Source organism: Enterococcus sp. MSG3299, assembly GCF_050555765.1.
GTDB classification, from domain to species: domain Bacteria; phylum Bacillota; class Bacilli; order Lactobacillales; family Enterococcaceae; genus Enterococcus; species Enterococcus faecalis.
This window is the reverse complement of the sequence record NZ_CP187869.1, coordinates 2,156,859-2,174,078: the sequence shown is the minus strand read 5'-3', so window position 1 is coordinate 2,174,078 and position 17,220 is coordinate 2,156,859. Positions and strand designations below refer to the sequence as shown.

The 17,220-nt window shown below is 37.5% G+C and carries 17 protein-coding genes; 10 read left to right on the top strand and 7 right to left on the bottom strand.

Going from position 1 to position 17,220, the window contains the following annotated elements:
* Positions 1-95: 95 nt before the first annotated feature.
* The 3 genes from IGL23_RS10495 to IGL23_RS10485 all read left to right on the top strand — a co-directional run bounded on the left by IGL23_RS10495 (position 96) and on the right by IGL23_RS10485 (position 5,079).
* Complete coding sequence (locus IGL23_RS10495) at positions 96-1,595, top strand: amino acid permease (protein WP_002359464.1); 1,500 nt, start codon at positions 96-98, stop codon at positions 1,593-1,595.
* Entirely contained in the window at positions 1,528-4,650 is a 3,123-nt protein-coding gene (gene ebgA, locus IGL23_RS10490; RefSeq protein WP_161634296.1) for a beta-galactosidase subunit alpha, read from the top strand. Before IGL23_RS10495 ends, ebgA begins: the two co-directional genes overlap by 68 nt.
* Before the next feature lie 180 nt (positions 4,651-4,830).
* Positions 4,831-5,079 (top strand): GlsB/YeaQ/YmgE family stress response membrane protein, encoded by a 249-nt coding sequence (locus tag IGL23_RS10485; RefSeq protein WP_002356434.1) that lies wholly within the window; start codon positions 4,831-4,833, stop codon positions 5,077-5,079.
* Positions 5,080-5,150: 71 nt separating this feature from the next.
* Here IGL23_RS10485 and rlmD read toward each other — a convergent pair whose 3' ends face one another.
* Positions 5,151-6,521 (bottom strand): 23S rRNA (uracil(1939)-C(5))-methyltransferase RlmD, encoded by a 1,371-nt coding sequence (gene rlmD, locus IGL23_RS10480; RefSeq protein ID WP_010823119.1) that lies wholly within the window; start codon positions 6,519-6,521, stop codon positions 5,151-5,153.
* A gap of 131 nt (positions 6,522-6,652) precedes the next feature.
* Here rlmD and recX point away from each other — a divergent pair, with 131 nt between their 5' ends.
* The 4 genes from recX to IGL23_RS10460 all read left to right on the top strand — a co-directional run bounded on the left by recX (position 6,653) and on the right by IGL23_RS10460 (position 10,555).
* Positions 6,653-7,453, top strand: a complete 801-nt coding sequence (recX, locus tag IGL23_RS10475) for a recombination regulator RecX (RefSeq protein WP_033594425.1) — start codon at positions 6,653-6,655, stop codon at positions 7,451-7,453.
* Positions 7,443-8,627, top strand: coding sequence for an A/G-specific adenine glycosylase (mutY, locus tag IGL23_RS10470; protein WP_002394901.1), 1,185 nt, complete (start codon positions 7,443-7,445; stop codon positions 8,625-8,627). The genes recX and mutY overlap by 11 nt, the downstream gene beginning before the upstream one ends.
* 180 nt (positions 8,628-8,807) lie before the next feature.
* Positions 8,808-9,932, top strand: coding sequence for an LCP family protein (locus tag IGL23_RS10465; protein ID WP_002368824.1), 1,125 nt, complete (start codon positions 8,808-8,810; stop codon positions 9,930-9,932).
* A gap of 137 nt (positions 9,933-10,069) precedes the next feature.
* Complete coding sequence (locus IGL23_RS10460; protein WP_002356444.1) at positions 10,070-10,555, top strand: hypothetical protein; 486 nt, start codon at positions 10,070-10,072, stop codon at positions 10,553-10,555.
* 44 nt (positions 10,556-10,599) lie between these two features.
* On the opposite strand, the gene IGL23_RS10455 is transcribed toward IGL23_RS10460, so the two are convergent.
* From IGL23_RS10455 to IGL23_RS10440, 4 genes are all read right to left on the bottom strand, one after another.
* Positions 10,600-11,124, bottom strand: coding sequence for a GNAT family N-acetyltransferase (locus IGL23_RS10455; RefSeq protein WP_002356445.1), 525 nt, complete (start codon positions 11,122-11,124; stop codon positions 10,600-10,602).
* 16 nt (positions 11,125-11,140) lie between these two features.
* Positions 11,141-11,980: an NUDIX domain-containing protein gene (locus IGL23_RS10450; RefSeq protein WP_002384084.1), complete on the bottom strand. Its 840-nt coding sequence runs from the start codon at positions 11,978-11,980 to the stop codon at positions 11,141-11,143.
* A 144-nt stretch (positions 11,981-12,124) separates the two neighbouring features.
* Complete coding sequence (locus IGL23_RS10445; RefSeq protein WP_033594427.1) at positions 12,125-13,312, bottom strand: toxic anion resistance protein; 1,188 nt, start codon at positions 13,310-13,312, stop codon at positions 12,125-12,127.
* A gap of 19 nt (positions 13,313-13,331) precedes the next feature.
* Entirely contained in the window at positions 13,332-14,012 is a 681-nt protein-coding gene (locus IGL23_RS10440) for a 5-bromo-4-chloroindolyl phosphate hydrolysis family protein (RefSeq protein ID WP_002384086.1), read from the bottom strand.
* Between the two features lie 403 nt (positions 14,013-14,415).
* Here IGL23_RS10440 and IGL23_RS10435 point away from each other — a divergent pair, with 403 nt between their 5' ends.
* Genes IGL23_RS10435 through IGL23_RS10425 form a run of 3 tightly spaced genes read left to right on the top strand, consistent with a single transcriptional unit; the run spans position 14,416 to position 16,004 of the window.
* Positions 14,416-15,000, top strand: a complete 585-nt coding sequence (locus IGL23_RS10435) for an NUDIX hydrolase (RefSeq protein WP_002356449.1) — start codon at positions 14,416-14,418, stop codon at positions 14,998-15,000.
* Positions 14,997-15,293 (top strand): cell wall synthase accessory phosphoprotein MacP, encoded by a 297-nt coding sequence (gene macP, locus IGL23_RS10430; protein WP_002356451.1) that lies wholly within the window; start codon positions 14,997-14,999, stop codon positions 15,291-15,293. The genes IGL23_RS10435 and macP overlap by 4 nt, the downstream gene beginning before the upstream one ends.
* Before the next feature lie 15 nt (positions 15,294-15,308).
* Positions 15,309-16,004: a 5'-methylthioadenosine/adenosylhomocysteine nucleosidase gene (locus IGL23_RS10425; protein WP_002356454.1), complete on the top strand. Its 696-nt coding sequence runs from the start codon at positions 15,309-15,311 to the stop codon at positions 16,002-16,004.
* A gap of 66 nt (positions 16,005-16,070) precedes the next feature.
* Here IGL23_RS10425 and IGL23_RS10420 read toward each other — a convergent pair whose 3' ends face one another.
* Together IGL23_RS10420 and IGL23_RS10415 are read right to left on the bottom strand one after the other, a co-directional pair.
* Positions 16,071-16,337, bottom strand: coding sequence for a GIY-YIG nuclease family protein (locus tag IGL23_RS10420; RefSeq protein WP_002359473.1), 267 nt, complete (start codon positions 16,335-16,337; stop codon positions 16,071-16,073).
* Positions 16,327-17,061, bottom strand: a complete 735-nt coding sequence (locus tag IGL23_RS10415; RefSeq protein WP_002394906.1) for a tRNA1(Val) (adenine(37)-N6)-methyltransferase — start codon at positions 17,059-17,061, stop codon at positions 16,327-16,329. Before IGL23_RS10415 ends, IGL23_RS10420 begins: the two co-directional genes overlap by 11 nt.
* Between the last annotated feature and the right edge of the window lie 159 nt (positions 17,062-17,220).

Below are 17,220 nucleotides of genomic sequence, written 5' to 3'. Positions count from 1 at the left end.
ACAAGAAATAGGCAACATTTTTTATTTTTAAAAAACTGTAAGCGTTTTACAATGTGTGAGTACTAATTAATTTGATAAAGAGAGGATGTAGTAAAATGGCAACACATTCACGGGAACGATTAGGTTCTGTCGCATTGATGCTCATGACTTTTTCAGCGGTTTTTGCCTTTCCCAGCATTGTTAACAACAGTATTCAGATTGGCCTAGCAACTATTCCAGGCTATTTATTCGGCTCTATTTTTTACTTTTTACCATTTATTCTAATGATTGCAGAATTTGCTTCTGCTAATTCTGAAAATGAATCAGGTGTTCACAGTTGGTTGGAATCTGTGTTAGGACCTAAATGGGCATTTTTAGGTGCTTGGTCGTATTTCTTTGTCAACTTGTTTTTCTTCTGTTCATTACTACCGAATACATTGATTTATGGTTCATACGCTTTTTTAGGTCAAAACGTTTTTCAAGGAAACCATAGTACTAAAATAATTGCAGTGATTTCTATTCTGTTATTTTGGTTAATGACATGGGTTTGTATTAAAGGGGTTTCGTGGATTTCGAAAGTGACTAGCTTAGCGGGTGGTGCTCGTTTATTTATGGGCGTGGCTTTTGTGGTTTTAGCCTTTGTCGTCGTGTTTGGTTTTGGCAATGAACCAGCACAAGAGTTTACCACGACGTCAATTATGCCAACTTTTAATTGGACTTTTTTCATGACGATGGCGTGGATTTTACAAGCTGTTGGCGGTGGTGAAAGTATCGGCGTATACATTAAGGATGTTAAAGGCGGCAATAAAACGTTTGTCCGCACGATGATTGGTGCGACGATTGCGGTCGGCATCATGTATATTCTTGGTGCCGTTGCTGTAGGTTTGGTAGTGCCAACGGACGTCTTAAAAGGAAACTTTTCAAATGGTATTTTTGATATCTTTAAAATTTTAGGTACGTATTTCCATATTCCCGCAGCAATGATGGTGCGCTTAGTAGGAATTATCTTATTTGTCGGAAGTCTTGGTTCTTTGGCTCTGTGGACGGCAGCACCAGTTAAAGTATTTTTCTCAGAAATTCCTGATGGGGTCTTCGGTAAGTGGCTAGTGAAAACGAACGAAGAGGGAAATCCAACCAATGCTTTGTTAGTTCAAGGAATTATTGTGACGATTTTAGTTGCTATTCCAGCACTAGGAATTGGAAATATGGATAGCTTTTTAGAAACGTTAATTAATATGACAGCTTCTACGTCATTAGTGCCTGTCTTGTTCTTGTTAATCGCCTATATTGGGCTTCGTTGGAAAAAAGAAACAATGCCGAGAAGTTTCCGCTTTGGTAATCGAACCTTTGGCTTAATTGCGGGGATTTTCTTATTAGCCATTTTTATCTTTGTATTCTTTATGTCAACTGTGCCGGATCCAAAATTAATCATGGAAGAAATCAATGGCACATTACCGAAAGGAACCGCTAGTCCACTGGGCATGTTGGCGTATAACATCATTGGTTTAATTGTCTTTATGGGCTTTGCTTGGATTTGTTGGAAACGGTATGAAACAAAAGAAAAAAATGAAGTTGGTAAAGGAGAAATGGATTATGAAGACTTGGGAAAATTATAAAGTAGATAGTATCAATCGGTTGCCTGGACGAGCACATTTTTCGAGCTTTCCTTCGAAAGAAACAGCCTTACTAAATGAAAATAAATATACACAAGCATACAAAAATTTAAACGGACGCTGGCATTTTCTTTTTTTAGAAGCGCCAGAATACAGCCCAGAAAACTTTTTTGCGACGGACTTTGATACAAGCCAAATGGATCAAATCACTGTTCCTGGAAATTGGCAAGTCCAAGGATATGGAAAAATGCATTACTCTGATTTATGGTACAATTTTCCCATTAATCCGCCGTATGTACCAACGGAAAACCCAACAGGTATTTACAAACGGACATTTGCTATAGATGAAACATTTCACGATAAAAAAATCATTTTACGTTTTTGTGGCGTAGATTCAGCTTATCATGTTTGGGTGAACGGCCATGAAGTTGGCTACAGTAAAGGTGCACGAAATGAAGCAGAATTTGACATTACGCCTTACGCTAAAATTGGTGAAACAAATGATTTAACGGTGCGAGTCTATCAATGGTCAGATGGTACGTATTTAGAGGATCAAGATATGTGGTGGTTAAGTGGTATTTTTCGTGATGTTGAATTACTCGGTGTACCAGAAAATGGGCTGGAAGATTTCTTTATTATTTCCGATTTAGATGATTCGTATCAAAATGGCCACTTGGCAATTACGGGTAAATTTTGGCAAGACAAAGGACAACAAGTTCAATTGGAGTTGATGGATCAGCAGGGAAAAACGGTTCTTAAAGAGACTGTCGCAGGAAATCAAGGTACGGTTGAATTTTCAGCAAGTTTACCGTCTGTCACTGCTTGGTCAGCTGAAAAACCATACTTGTATCAACTATTTATCACTGTTTTTTCTGAAGGGGAAGTCGTCGAAGTTATTCCGCAAAAAGTTGGTTTCAGAAATATTCATGTATCTGGTGAGACTTTCTTAGTCAATGGTGTGGCCATTAAACTAAAAGGAATGAATCGTCATGATTATAATCCGAAAAATGGTCGAGTGGTTAGTCGTGAAGAAATTGAAAAAGATATTCGTTTAATGAAACAATTTAATATTAATGCCATTCGAACCAGTCATTATCCAGCATCTGCTTATTTCTATGATTTATGCGATGAATATGGAATGTATGTGATTGATGAAACTGATTTGGAGTGTCACGGCTTTGAATTAACCGGAGAATATGATTGGATTAGCAACGATCCAGAATGGGAAACGGCTTATGTTTCTCGGATGGTACGGATGATTCAACGGGATAAAAACCATCCATCAATTCTCTTTTGGTCGTTAGGAAATGAATCTGCGTTTGGTCATAACTTTATTGAAATGGCCCGTATTGCCAAAGAAATGGATCCAACACGTTTGGTCCATTATGAAGGTGATTTTGAGGCAGAGGTCACGGATGTCTATTCTACAATGTATACTTGGTTGGAACACCCAACTAGAGAATTACTGATGAATACGATTATTGAAAATTCAAAAAAACCGCATATTTTATGTGAATATTGTCATGCGATGGGGAATGGCCCTGGGAATTTAAAAGAATATCAAGAGCTATTTTATGCTCATGATAAATTACAAGGTGGCTTTATTTGGGAATGGTTTGACCATGGCATTGAATCGGTGACAGATAGCGGTGAAGTTTATTATCGTTATGGTGGCGATTTCGGCGATGATCCAAGTAACAAAGATTTTTGTATTGATGGGATGTTGATGCCTGACCGTACGCCATCTCCTAGCTTGTATGAATACAAAAAAGTCATTGAACCCATTACAACTAGCGCTATTGACGTTCTGTCAGGTGAATTCTCATTATTGAGTCGGTTTGACTTTGAAAACTTGGCTATCTTTAAGCTGGTTTATACAATTACTGAAGATCAAACAGTGATTCAATCAGGGACAGTAGCAGTGCCAGCAATTGCTGCTAGAGAAGAAGGAAGACTGCACTTACCTTATCATTTAGATTTTCCTAAAAAGGCAGGAGCCGCCTATTATTTAACTCTTTCATATCAATTGAAAGAAACGACCGCCTATGCATCTGCTGGTCATGAATTAGCTACCGCACAGTTTGAATTGCCAATTGCAACACCAGGGATTGAGATCACACCAGTTGGCTCGCTAATGGCAAAGGAAATTGGCCCTCATTTATACATTGAAGGACCAAACTTTTCAATTAATTTTGATAAAGTGAAGGGCGCCTTAACGAATGTGACACGAGATGGTAAAAAATTATTGCATAGAGGGCCGAAATTTACATTTTGGCGGGCACCGATCAGTAATGATATGGAAATTATTGATGAAATGAAGAAGAAATATTTCTTACATTTAGAGCATGAAATTGTCCGTTCTTTTGAGTGGAAAAAAGTTGATGATTTTATCCAAGTCATCTTAAAAACAATTAACGGAACGACTAACAGTGCTTGGCATTATCAATGTACCTATCAGTATTTAATTGCACCAAATGGCGAAATTTTCTTCGACTTAAAAGGTAGTCCTGCCGGTAAAATTGAAAATGCGCCAGATATGTTACCACGTTTGGGTGTGACTCTCCATTTAGACAAGTCTCTATCAGAAGTAAAATATTTCGGTAAAGGGCCGAGAGAAAACTATGTAGATTCACAAGAAGCTGGTTTACTTGGCGTTTATGATGCTACAGTGGCGGAAATGTTCACTAATTATGTTGTTCCACAAGCCAATGGTAACCACATGGCGACTAAATGGTCCGCATTCACGGATGATCGCGGCCAAGGGGTAGTAGCAACAGCGGCAGATTCATATAATTTTAGTGTTTCTTATTTTGAAGAACAAGCGCTAGATGTTGCTAAGCATACCAATGAATTACAAGAAAGTGAGTATGTTGTTTTAAATATCGATTACAAACAAAACGCCCTAGGTAGCTACTCTTGTGGCCAGTGGCAATTAGAAAAATACCGAACTACGTTTGAAGAATTCCAATTGGCATTCCGCTTAACACCTTTTAATAATAAAGAGATTCAAGCAGCGGATGTCGCACATGAACGAGTAAAACGACCAACAATTTCTTAAATAAAAGCTCAGAACAGTGCACTTCGGTCTCCTGTTCTGAGTTTTTTTAATGAAATTATCAGAAATTATTGCTTTTTTTTCATGGAAATAAGCAAACTATTTTGTTATCTAATAAAAGTAGTTCATAATAGTAACATAGCGAATTATTCGCTAGATAAAGCATTTAGGAGGAATTATTTTATGCATACTTTATGGGTTTTAATCGTTGGTGCTGTTATCGGTGCTATCGCTGGCGCGCTTACAAGCAAAGGTCAATCAATGGGTTGGATTGCGAATATCGTTGCCGGTTTAGTTGGTTCATTTATCGGAGAAAAAATCTTAGGTAGCTGGGGTCCTCACGTAGCAGGTATGGCAATTGTGCCATCAATTATTGGGGCAGTAATTTTAGTTGCTGTGGTTTCATTCTTCTTCGGACGAAAAAATAGCTAATTAAGTAAATAATTGTTTAATTAGTTAAAGGCACCAAGTCTCACGAATTTCGTGAAACTTGGTGCCTTTTTTTATTTTCTCGTTAATTTTACGACAACTTCACAACGAGCGGTTTGTGGAAACATATCAACAGATTGTAAATAGTCTACTTGATATACTTTGGCTAATTGAACTAAATCACGTGCTAACGTGGATACATTACAAGAAATATACACCATTTTCTTAGGTGGTTGTTTCAAAAGGGCCGTTAATAATTTACGATCCAAACCAGTCCGTGGGGGATCAACTACAATGGCATCAGGTTTAAAGCCTTCTTTGAACCATTTAGGTAATAAGTCTTCAGCTGTTCCAACAGCATAATGTGTGTTCGTAACACCAAGTCGTTTTGCATTGAATCTAGCATCGTCAATTGCGGCGGGAATGGTATCCATACCACGAACTTGATGCGCTTGTTTCGCTAAACTTAAGCCAATGGTCCCGACGCCACAATAAGCATCAACAACAGTTTCGTTTGGTTGTAAATCTAAGGCCTTGATTCCTTCATTATATAAAACTTCCGTTTGTTCTGGATTCAATTGGAAAAATGCTCGCGGCGATAAATCAAAGACAACGTCGTTAATGTGTTCTTCAATGCTTTCTTTGCCCCATAAGTGAAGGGTATCATCACCCATTACTAGAGAGGTTTTTTTATTTTGGACATTTTGCATAATAGAAACAACTTCTGGTAATTGTTCATTAATTGCGCGAACCATTTTTTCTTTTTGTGGAAATTTCTGCGATTGTGTAATGAACACTACTTGGACTTCGCCAGTTTGGATGCCCACTCGAACCATTAATGTTCGAAAGATACCACTATTTTTACGTTCATCATAAATTGGTAATTGAAATTTATTCAATAAATCAACTAATGTATTCATCACCTTGGTTGTCGCAGGCTGTTGGACCAAACAGTTATCAATCGGTACTAATTGATGTGAATCAGCTTGATAGAGACCAGCTTCTACTTGGCCATCGATTTGGCGTAATTGGAATTGGGCTTTATTTCGATAATTCCAAGGATTCTCCATCCCAATTGTTTTTCGTAGTTCATAGTTTTGATAATTGGCTGGTTTAAATTTGTTAAGCGCCTGCTTTAATAAATCTTTTTTAAAGTCTAATTGTGCTTTGTAGGCTAAATGTTGTAGTTGGCAGCCGCCACATGTTTCATAGACAGGACAAGGAGGGACCACGCGATCTTTAGCAGCTTTTTTGACAGATTGAAGGATTCCTTCAGCAAATTTTGGTGTAACATTTGTGATCGTGGCAGTCACTTCTTCTTTCGGTAGCGCCCCAGGAACGAAAATAATTAATTTTTTATAATAGCCGATACCTTCGCCATTAATTCCTAATCGTTTAATTTTTAAAGAAATTTGTTGGCCTTTTTTTACTAGTTGTTGGGTCATATTCTTTCATCCTTTAGTCATCTCACATTTTTCACTTCCTCCCATTTTAGCACATTTTTATTTATTTGGCTTCCAAGGATTCTATGGTATAGTAGAATATATGTTCTGATTTAGAGGGGCAGGAGAATAAGATGACAACAATCACACGAATTAGTAAAGATAAAGGTGAATTTTATCTACTTTGGCTATCTTCAGGAGAAAAACTGCGTGTCTCGGAAGATATTTTAGTACGGCAGCGTCTGCTAAAAGGCCAAGAGTTATCAGATACTTTAATAGAAGAAATAAAAAAAGCCAGTTCTTATGATGTCGGGTTACAAATGGCGATGAATTATTTAAGCTATCAATTACGTTCAAAGAAAGAGATTTTTACTTATTTAAAAGATAAAGAAATTGTACCTGAAGATCGAGTAAAAATCGTTCAACGTTTAGAAGAGCTGCGGTTGTTGGATGATGCAATTTTTAGTGAAAGTTACGTACGGACAGCTATGCGAACCAGTGATAAAGGACCACGAAATGTGGCACAACAATTAAAGCAAAAAGGCATTAGTGAAGAAGATATTCAGCATGGTTTGACCTTTTATACGTTAGATGAACAACTTAATGTTGCCACAGCAACTGCAGAAAAAGCCATGAAACGCTATCGAACTAAAAGTTTTAAAGATGCACTTCAGAAAACGCGTCTGCATCTGATGCAAAAGGGCTTTACAAATGAAATCATTGATCTAGCTTTGGAATCTTTAGCTTTTGAAAAGGACGAAGAACAAGAACAACAAGCGTTAAACAAGGAAGGCGAACGTTTATGGCGTACTAATCAGCGATTTGATTTTTCTAAAAAAGTCCAAAAAGTCAAACAAAGCTTATTCCAAAAAGGGTTTGACTATGATTTGATTCAGCAATTTATTAGCGAAAAGGAAGTAGAACATGACGAATAAAGAGCCTTGGGAGGCGTGGAGTCCCGCAAAAGTTAGTTCATTCCAGGAAGATTTTTTAGCTTGGTATGAACGAGAAAAACGCAATTTACCTTGGCGAGCGAATACAGATGCATATCGTATTTGGATTTCTGAAATTATGCTACAACAAACTCGCGTAGATACAGTCATTGATTATTTTTATCGATTTATGGAATGGTTTCCGACGATTCAAGATTTAGCGGAAGCGCCAGATGATAAGTTGTTGAAAGCTTGGGAAGGGTTAGGTTACTATTCACGAGCGCGTAATTTAAAAGTGGCAGCGCAACAGATTGTTTCAGAATTTGGTGGGAAAATGCCTGACACAATCGAAGATATTCGGAGTTTAAAAGGAATCGGCCCCTATACGGCTGGTGCGATTGGCAGTATTGCCTTTAATCTCCCCGAACCAGCAATTGACGGTAACGTCATGCGGGTAGTGAGCCGTTTATTTGAAATTGATGCAGATATTGCAAAAGCGAGTAGTCGTAAAGTATTTGAAGCGGCGATGCTTAAAATCATCGATCGTGAGCGTCCAGGGGATTTTAATCAAGCCTTAATGGATCTAGGCTCAGCCGTCTGCACCCCAACTTCCCCTAAGTGTGAAAGTTGTCCGCTTCAGCAATATTGTGCGGCCTATCAGGCAGATAAAATGACCGCTTATCCATTCAAATCAAAAAAAGTTAAGCCGAAAGATGTGTATTATGTCGGAACTATTATTGAAAATAACAAGCAAGAATTTTTATTAGAACAACGACCTGAAACCGGTTTGTTAGCCAATATGTGGCTGTTTCCGATTGAAGAAATTAGCAAAAAACAATTTCAACAATTGCAAAAACTGGCGCAACCAGCAGAAACGGAAAAACAATTAACTTTAGAGTTAGAGCCTGTAACAGAGCCTTTGGTCGCTGAAGAACCTGTCAACTTTTTTACGGACTATGAAACAGTTGTCTGGCAAAAACGTGCCTTAGGCGAAGTCGTTCATATTTTCAGTCATTTGAAATGGCATATCTTAGTCTTTTATGGCCGAAATACAGGCGAATTAGCCACACTAGAGTCGCAGCGATGGGTGGCAGCACAACAATTTTCGGACTATGTTTTTCCAAAACCACAGCAAAAAATGGTGGAATTGTTCAAAAAAGAACACAAAAATAAATAACAAAAAAGAGAGACTTTTAAACAAACAAGCCTCTCTTTTTTGTTTCCTCTAGGTTATACCCCTATATAAATTCTGCTATGTTTAGTTTTGAAGGGGACTGGTAAGATAGACTTGTCTCTTGTCTGCTTAGAGGAGTAGTAATGATGGTGGAGACTTTTCAAGAGAGAGGAAGTACAGCCAATGAGTAGGAAGCGAAAAATCAGCTTAATTAGTTTAGTCATCATTTTGTTTTTTGTCACAGTCGGCTCAGCATACTTTGCTGTAGCGGGTAGCTATTTAAAGAAAACAATTGATAAAGGCTATGTTCCCATAAAAAATGATTATACTGAAGCGCAAAATAAAGATAGTCAATCGTTTTTGGTCATGGGTCTAGACAATACAATTGAACGGAAATTAGGCACAACTAGGACTGATGCTATGATGGTGATTACCGTGAATAACAAGACGAAGAAAATAACCTATTTAAGTTTGCCACGGGATAGTTTTGTTCAAATTGATGCGAAAAATTACCAAGGGATGCAACGAATTGAAGCTGCCTATACCTACGATGGACCAACAGCTTCTGTTAACACAGTTGAGAAATTATTGAATATTCCAATCAATCATTACGTTGTGTTTAACTTTTTATCTTTTATTAAGTTAATTGATGCGGTTGGCGGCATAGATGTCAATGTCAAGCAGGCGTTTGATGGTGTTACCAAAGACGGGCCAGGATCCATTCATTTTGATGCAGGGAAACAGCATTTAGATGGTACGAAAGCTTTATCTTATGCCCGTGAAAGACATAGCGATAACGATATTATGCGTGGATTCCGACAACAAGAAATTATTCAAGCAGTTGAAGACAAGTTGAAATCTGGTCAATCAATCATGAAAATAATGGACATTATTGATTCGTTAAATGGAAACATTCAAACTGATGTGGATTCCAATGAATTGACTCATTTAGTCAAAGAAGGTTTGACTTGGACCAATTATGATAAACAACAGCTTTCTTTTGACTGGCGCACTTTTAGTAATGAAGGGCGCAGTATGGTTGAACTATATCCAGATAGTATTGAAAATGTCCGTCATCAATTACGTGTGTCTTTAAATTTAGAAAAGCCAGATGAACGAGATCAAGACGGCTATGTCTTCCATACGAACGGTGAATTTTTATATCAAAGTGATTATACCGTTCAAGATGAAGCAGCTGAGGAAAACGAAATGACTTCCATCAACGGCAATACGTATATTGGTGTTCCTGGCAATACACAGACTGGCCCGTTACCATCAGTTAAAACGGAAAATGGCTTTATAAAATAATTTATTTTCCAAGTGTAGAAAATCCGAACATAACAGATTAAGTAATCCGCTTACTTATTATTCTTCTAAGGAAAAAACGAAGAATTTTAGCAAGGAAACAGCGTATCATTTGATATAAACCCAACATTCCCTTTATAATGAAAGTAACAAGCAAATTTTTGTTACTTAGAAGGGGAAGGGAGCAAGGAGTTATGTTTAGTTATACAGATACCATTTTGTCAATTATGCAAAGAATTGAAGTATACAACGAAATTTTCAAAGCCATCTCTAAAGAAGTTCAAGAATACGGTTGTAATCAGGCTGCACATCGGAGAGGCCGTGACACTTATATGTTTTGCCGAAATAATGTGAATCGTTTTTTTACAGAAGAAATGATGTTTCGTAAAAATTTAGAGCCGTATTATGATAAAGAAGCAACGAAAATCTTGCTAGAAGGATTAGATACGTATAAAGAAGGAGTATTTTTCTGGTTAGAGGCATTAAGTGAATCTTGCCAAGTGACAGATGAATTGAAATATCAATTAGGAATCCGCCAAAAAGAATCCTCTTATTTATTAATTAATCAAGCTTGTAAAGAAGCCTGTGAGGGCATTCAAAGCGCTCATAGTGTTCATAAGATGTAAAAAGTTAGGGATAGCTGTCAATCTGGCAGTTATCCCTAACTTTTTTATTTCAATATCATCTGATAAGCATAACGTTCGCCATCGTTAACATCTAAAATCACGTCACCTTGATAAACAAAGCCAGCTTTTTTAATCAGGTGCTGCATAGCGAGATTTTGTGGATGTGTATCAATTCGAATATCAGTAGCACCTTGCAAACGAGCGGCTGTAACCAGTGAGCGCAAAAGCACCAAGGCCAGTCCTTGACCTTGAAAGGAACTTTTTAGAGCAACACGATGAATTGCCGTATACGTAGTTTGAGAATGAGGTTGCCAAGAACCATTAAAAATCGCTTCATAAGCAGGATCAATCTCCGAACATAAAACACCAACGCCTGCCAAGGTATCCTCAACCATTAAAATATAGCAAGTTTGCTGGTCGATATCTTTTGCTAAAATTTCTTGATTCGGGCCATCACCGTTTTGCCATTGGGGAATGCCACTTTTTTGTAAGGTGCGGCGTCCATCTTCAATGATAGCAAGGATGTCAGGCAAATCAGAAGGTTCTGCTTTTCTTAAGTAAACAGTCAAAAAATATTCCCTCCTCTTAGAAACCTGTTGTTGTTTTCAATTGGTAAATTTTTGAAGGGCGGCCAATGCCAACGGGACGTTCACCTAACTCTTCAAAATATTGTGTCATGGCTTTTTTAAAATTTGAATGGTCAATGCTGCGATAATCAACGCCGAGGAACTTCGCAAAAACTTTACGGGCTTCCGTAATGGTGAAATCTTTTCCTAAGACTTGAAGCACTTGCGGTTCATGTTCCATTTTATCAACAACACGATTAAACGCCTTAATTATAATTTCACTATGGTCGAAGGCTAATGTATCTTTACCAAGAGAGGCCGCTGTTTTCAAGTCTAAAGTAATTTCCACATCTTCATGAGATAACGTGATGTGTTGACCATGCCGTTCAAGATTGAACCAATGGACTTCTTTGGCATCGTCGCCAGCAATTAAAGGTTCTTCACCAATAAAGGCTAAATAGCTGACTGTCACGACCCAGCCACGAGGATCTCGATCTGGGCGACTAAAGCTGTGTAATTGTTCAATATTTTCTTGAGAAATCACCACACCAGTTTCCTCTTTTGTTTCTCTTAAAACACTATCTTCAGTAGATTCGTTACGATTAACAAAACCGCCAGGAAGCGCCCATGAGTTTCTAAAGGGGTGACCTTTACGTTGAATCAGTAAGACTTTTAATTGATCAGCTTCCTTGTTGTAACAAAGAAGAACCATATCAACGGTTAAAGAGGGTTTTTCATATTCAGGTAATTCTTGTTGATGATACCAAGTTAGAAACTCTGCTAAGCTAGCTTGGCGTTCATAATAATTTTTTTCTTCGGCTTTAGAAGCAAATTGTGGCACAATTGCTCCTCCTTTCAAAAAGAAACATGGTTTTCTTTTATTGTATCATTAAGTGGCTGAAATACAATATTCAAGCGTAAAAAGAAAAGCAAGCCTGGGACAAAAATCACTTTGGATTTTTGTCCCGGGCTTGTACTATAAGAAGTTTGTTCTAGACAGTGTTTATTGTGTTAATTCTAATAATTTATTTTTCAAATCTTCTTCCATATGGCCAAGTTCGATTTCGGCAGCTTGGCGTTTTTCTTTTCCTTCTTGTTGAATACGTAATGTTTCTTGGATAGTTTCAATTAAATCATTTTGTGTTTTTTGTAATGTTTCAATATCGACTAGGCCACGTTCGTTTTCTTTTGCTGTTTCAATTGCAGAAATTTTTAGCATTTCTGAATTTTTCTTCAGTAAGTCATTGGTGGTTTCAGAGACTTGACGTTGAGCAGTCACAGCATCTTTTTGGCGGAGTAAGGTTAAGGCGATGACTACTTGGTTTTTCCATAACGGAATCGCCGTATTCACCGATGATTGAATTTTCTCAGCCAAAGCTTGGTTAGTATTTTGGATTAAACGAATTTGTGGGGCTTGTTGAATCGTAATTTGACGAGCCAAGCGTAAATCATGGGTTCTTTTTTCTAAACGGTCTAGAAATTGGTTATAATCATTAACAATTTGGACATCCATTTGATCTCCAGATTCTTCCGCTTTTTTCATGGCTTCAGGGATAATTTGCGTCCGTAGTTCTTCTGCTTTTAATTCCCCAGCGGCAATATAGATGTTTAAGGCATCAAAATAATCTTTATTTTTTTGATACAATTGATCTAACATGGCATTATCTTTTAAAAGACCATCTTTTTCATGGGTTAATTTGACAGCGATTTTGTCAATTTGCGCACCAATTTTTTGATATTTGGCGGTAATTTCGTAAACGGATTGTTTGACTTTACCTAACATTTTTTGAATAAAGTTGCCTTCGCCAGCACGTAATTCATTGGGATTGGCTTCATTTAAACGAAACATTAAATCGGTCAGTGAATCACCAACAGGACCAATGTCTTGTGCTTGAACGTGGTTTAACATCGCTTGCGAAAATTCGCCGAGTTTGATTTGGGCATTTGAACCATAGGTAATTACTGCTTGTGAATCTTGAACGTCAATTTTTGAAGCTAACTCTTTTGCTTGGGCTTGACGTTCTTGTGGTAATTTATCAATTAAACGAGGAGCTGCTTGCTGTTCGTTTAACTCAGATAGTTCATTTTGTTGCGTTGGTGTTAGTTCATCCATTGATGAAAATGGATTACTTAATAAATCATCCAATGTATTGGTTACAGATGTTGTTTCTTTGGGTTGTTGCTCAGTCATTTTTTTTCCTCCCTAATGATTATTGCTGGTCTTCGTTTGCTTGAGGTGATTCCTCAGTCGCAGCTTTTTGCGATAAGCTGCTTTTAGCGATCGACATTTCGACATCTAAATCGTCTAAGTCATCGGAAACGATTTCCTCATAATCATTTTTAACTAATTTTGACAATTGGTCAATGATTTGTGCGCTTTCTTCTAATTTTTCATACGTTTGTTTGTTTTTTACTTCATGTTGTTCGATTTCTAAATGCTTACTTGTTAAGTCAACGATATTTGGTAAATGTGTATAGAGAAAGTGATTGGCTAAGTGTAACTTTTTAGGTTCTTTCACTAACTCTTTAAACAGAGCTTTAGAAACCTTCGTTGTATCATTACGTAAGTCAATCGCCCGTAATTTAGTTGAACGATTCATGTTTTCTTGTAATTGTATGATTTGTTTTTTGGCTGTGCTCATTGTACTTCTGAAAAAATCAATTTCTTGTGGAGATAACCCCAACTCACGATAATGGGCTTCTTTATCTTTCGTTAAGTAAGGCATTTGATCGCTCTTGTCGGCGGCATTTTTCTTTTTTCGATAGAGAACGAATACTAAAAAGCCTACCAGAATCACAAAAGCGAAGAAGCCATATTCTCTAGCGACAGCAATGATTAAGGCTCCTAAAAGAATATAGCCAATCAGTAATTTTGTATTTAATTTGTTCATTTATATAGTTCCTCCTATCTATCTAATCCTCGAAAGAGTCAGCTCTCGTTACAATAGTTATTTTAGCATACTCTGTGAGAGAAAAGACATACAGCGGAAGATGTATTTTATGATTTAGTGAAATCCTAAGAAAAAAAGTATAAAACGCAAAAAAAAGACCCGTCCTAATTGGGGGTAGGACGGGAAAGGAGTTAAAAATGAAAAAGTGTTTTGTTAGGGTTGTTTGTTGGTATGCTTAAATAATACAAGGAAGTTGTGAATTTTTTATGTCTATTTTTTTTCGAAAATGTAATTTTTTTCTAAAGCAATAAATTTTTTTCTTTGAAAAGTGTTTAACTAGAGAAGAAGGGGTGCGATTTTTATCATTTTAGGGTATGATAAACAAGAAAGGTTGGTGAAAGATATGTTAAATTATGAGGACTTCGAAGAAAAAACACTTCAACGTCGAGAAATTTTTAAAGGAAAGATTATTGATGTTTTTTTGGATGACGTGGCTTTACCGACAGGCGGCACTGCTAAACGCGAATTGGTTTTTCATTCAGGCGCAGTAGCTATGATTCCGTTAACCGCAGAAGGAAAAATCGTCCTAGTTAAACAATTTAGAAAACCCTTGGAACAAGTAATTTTAGAAATTCCGGCGGGAAAAATTGATCCTGGAGAAGAAAATCAACTGGAAACGACGGCTATGCGGGAATTAGAAGAAGAAACTGGGTATCGTGCAGGTCAGCTCACCTACATAAATTCAATGTATCTGTCACCAGGATTTGCTAATGAAAAATTGGCTCTCTATTTGGCAACGGATTTGCAGAAAGTCGAAAATCCGCGTCCTCAAGATGAAGATGAAATCTTGGAACTTTACGAGCTAACAATAGCTGAAGCCAAAGCAGAAGTGGCAAAGGGCACGATTTGTGATGCCAAAACACTTTTTGCTATACAATACTGGGAATTGTATTTACTGCAGAGACAGTTTAAGGAGGACACGCAATGAGCAAAGGTCCGTTAGTCACTCGGACAGAACTTCGCAAACGCAGAGAAGCAGAAGAAAAAGAAGCAGAACGTCGTCAGCAGGAAGAGCAGAAGCTGGCGGAAAAAGCGTATAAGCGAAAAGAAAAAGAAATTTCGACGTTTTATCGTAAAGAAAAGAAAAAACAAAAACCGATCAACAAGTCACGAGTAGGAGAATACTCGAAACGTCGAGAACGGAGTACTTGGTTAAACAAGGCAATTATTATTGTAGCGATTTTATTAGCCGTTGTGGCGTATATCGTTTTGAATTTATAGAAAAGAGGAATCACTATGAAAATTGGAATTATTGGAGCAATGGATCAAGAGGTCAAAATTCTAAAAGAAAAATTGACAGACACAATGTCGTGGGAACGAGCAGGAGCTTTATTTGTTTCTGGTTCGTTAGGAAGACATGAGGTGATTGTGGTTCGTTCAGGAATTGGTAAAGTGGCCTCAGCTGTGACCACGACTTTATTGATTCATCAATATGGCGTAAATATGGTGATTAATACCGGTTCTGCTGGTGGTATCGGTGAAGGACTAAAAGTCGGCGATTTAGTCATTGCAGACAAATTAGCTTATTTTGATGTTGATGTCACTGGTTTTGGTTATGCCTATGGACAATTGCCTGGTGGTGTGCCTTTGTATTTTGAAACAAGTGAATACTTGCGGATGGAAATTGCGAAAGCTGCTGAAAAAACTGGTTTAGCTATTCGTAAAGGATTGATTGTTACTGGAGATACTTTTGTGGATAGCGCTGAGAAAATCGCCAAAATTAAGAAAGAGTTTCCTGAAGCCTTAGCTTGCGAAATGGAAGGCGCAGCAATTGGCCAAGCGGCTTCACAGTTCAATATTCCATTCTTAGTTGTACGGGCAATGAGTGATACAGCAGATGGCGAAGCAACTCAAAGCTTTGACGAATTCATCGATGAAGCTGGGAAAAAATCAGCCGAAATGGTTATTCATTTTGTCGAGAACTTAGTTTAAAAAGAGAAAGAAACAGCCATCATTTCATCAATGAAATGATGGCTGTTTCTTTTTGCTTATTGTCATTTAATGAAAGGTTTTTAAATACTGCTCTTTTTGTTTACGCGTTAATTTTTTAAAGGCGGCTTCGGCTTTGGTGGCCTCGCTACGTGTTTCAAATTTCTCTGTATGAATCATTTTGACTGGGCGGCGTTTGGCTAATCGAGTATATTTTGCACCAGTTCCGCTATTATGTTCGGTTAATCGACGTTCTGGCTCAGTTGTATAGCCACCGTAAAAGGAACCATCTTGGCAAAGTAAAACATAAAAATAATGGGATTTCTTATTCTCCATACAGCATAGCCTTCATTTCAGCTTCGTATTCGTTCTTTTCATTGTATGTAAAAAGAGGTGGTAACACACGAAAACCGTCTTTTTTGCCTTGTTTAATGCCTTCAATTAGTAAAACATTGGCTTCTTTGCCTGGCTTCGGATAAACAAACCGAGCTTTTTTCGGCGCAATATTGGCGTTTTCCATGGCATGTAAAATATCAAGGAAACGATCAGGTCGATGAACCATTGCGAGGCGACCATTTGTTTTTAATAAATCCGCTGACACAGTGACCACTTCTTGAAGAGACGTGTGAATTTCATGACGGGCAATCGCTAAATGCGGGTTTGGATTTTTTTGGCTAGTTGGTCGTTCTTTAAAGTATGGGGGATTACATAGTACTAAATCGACAGAATCTTTTTTGATGACCTCTGTCGCTTGTTTTAAATCACGTTCATACATCGTTACTTGTTTTTCCAATTTATTTAATAGAATACTTCGTTGACCCATATCTGCCAAACGAGGTTGTAATTCGATTTGGTCAATCGTTGCAGCTGTTTTCCGACTAACGAAGAGGCCGACCGCGCCATTTCCAGCACACAAATCGACAATCTTGCCTTTTTTTGGTAGTTGCGGAAAATTAGCCAATAAGACTGCATCAATGGAAAAAGAAAAGACTTCTTTGCTTTGAATAATTTGAATATCATCCGCATATAATTGATCAATCCGTTCGCCGGATAATAACATAGATTAAGAACCTCCAACTTTTCATCTGATTGTTCATGTATTATACTACTTTTAAACCCGTATGACAAAATCTGTTCCCTAGATTAGTGGGGACATGTTATTTCTCTGATTGATAGACGTAAAAAAAGCTTGTCAAAAGGTAGAGCTTTCGGCATACTA

Coding starts and splice junctions, on each gene's coding strand:
- macP (WP_002356451.1), top strand. CDS start 14,997: ATGAGCAAAGGTCCGTTAGTCACTCGGACAGAACTTCGCAAACGCAGA.
- IGL23_RS10495 (WP_002359464.1), top strand. CDS start 96: ATGGCAACACATTCACGGGAACGATTAGGTTCTGTCGCATTGATGCTC.
- IGL23_RS10420 (WP_002359473.1), bottom strand. CDS start 16,337: ATGGAGAATAAGAAATCCCATTATTTTTATGTTTTACTTTGCCAAGAT.
- IGL23_RS10445 (WP_033594427.1), bottom strand. CDS start 13,312: ATGACTGAGCAACAACCCAAAGAAACAACATCTGTAACCAATACATTG.
- IGL23_RS10440 (WP_002384086.1), bottom strand. CDS start 14,012: ATGAACAAATTAAATACAAAATTACTGATTGGCTATATTCTTTTAGGA.
- IGL23_RS10460 (WP_002356444.1), top strand. CDS start 10,070: ATGAAAGTAACAAGCAAATTTTTGTTACTTAGAAGGGGAAGGGAGCAA.
- mutY (WP_002394901.1), top strand. CDS start 7,443: ATGACGAATAAAGAGCCTTGGGAGGCGTGGAGTCCCGCAAAAGTTAGT.
- IGL23_RS10415 (WP_002394906.1), bottom strand. CDS start 17,061: ATGTTATTATCCGGCGAACGGATTGATCAATTATATGCGGATGATATT.
- IGL23_RS10435 (WP_002356449.1), top strand. CDS start 14,416: ATGTTAAATTATGAGGACTTCGAAGAAAAAACACTTCAACGTCGAGAA.
- ebgA (WP_161634296.1), top strand. CDS start 1,528: ATGAAACAAAAGAAAAAAATGAAGTTGGTAAAGGAGAAATGGATTATG.
- IGL23_RS10425 (WP_002356454.1), top strand. CDS start 15,309: ATGAAAATTGGAATTATTGGAGCAATGGATCAAGAGGTCAAAATTCTA.
- IGL23_RS10485 (WP_002356434.1), top strand. CDS start 4,831: ATGCATACTTTATGGGTTTTAATCGTTGGTGCTGTTATCGGTGCTATC.
- rlmD (WP_010823119.1), bottom strand. CDS start 6,521: ATGACCCAACAACTAGTAAAAAAAGGCCAACAAATTTCTTTAAAAATT.
- IGL23_RS10465 (WP_002368824.1), top strand. CDS start 8,808: ATGAGTAGGAAGCGAAAAATCAGCTTAATTAGTTTAGTCATCATTTTG.
- recX (WP_033594425.1), top strand. CDS start 6,653: ATGACAACAATCACACGAATTAGTAAAGATAAAGGTGAATTTTATCTA.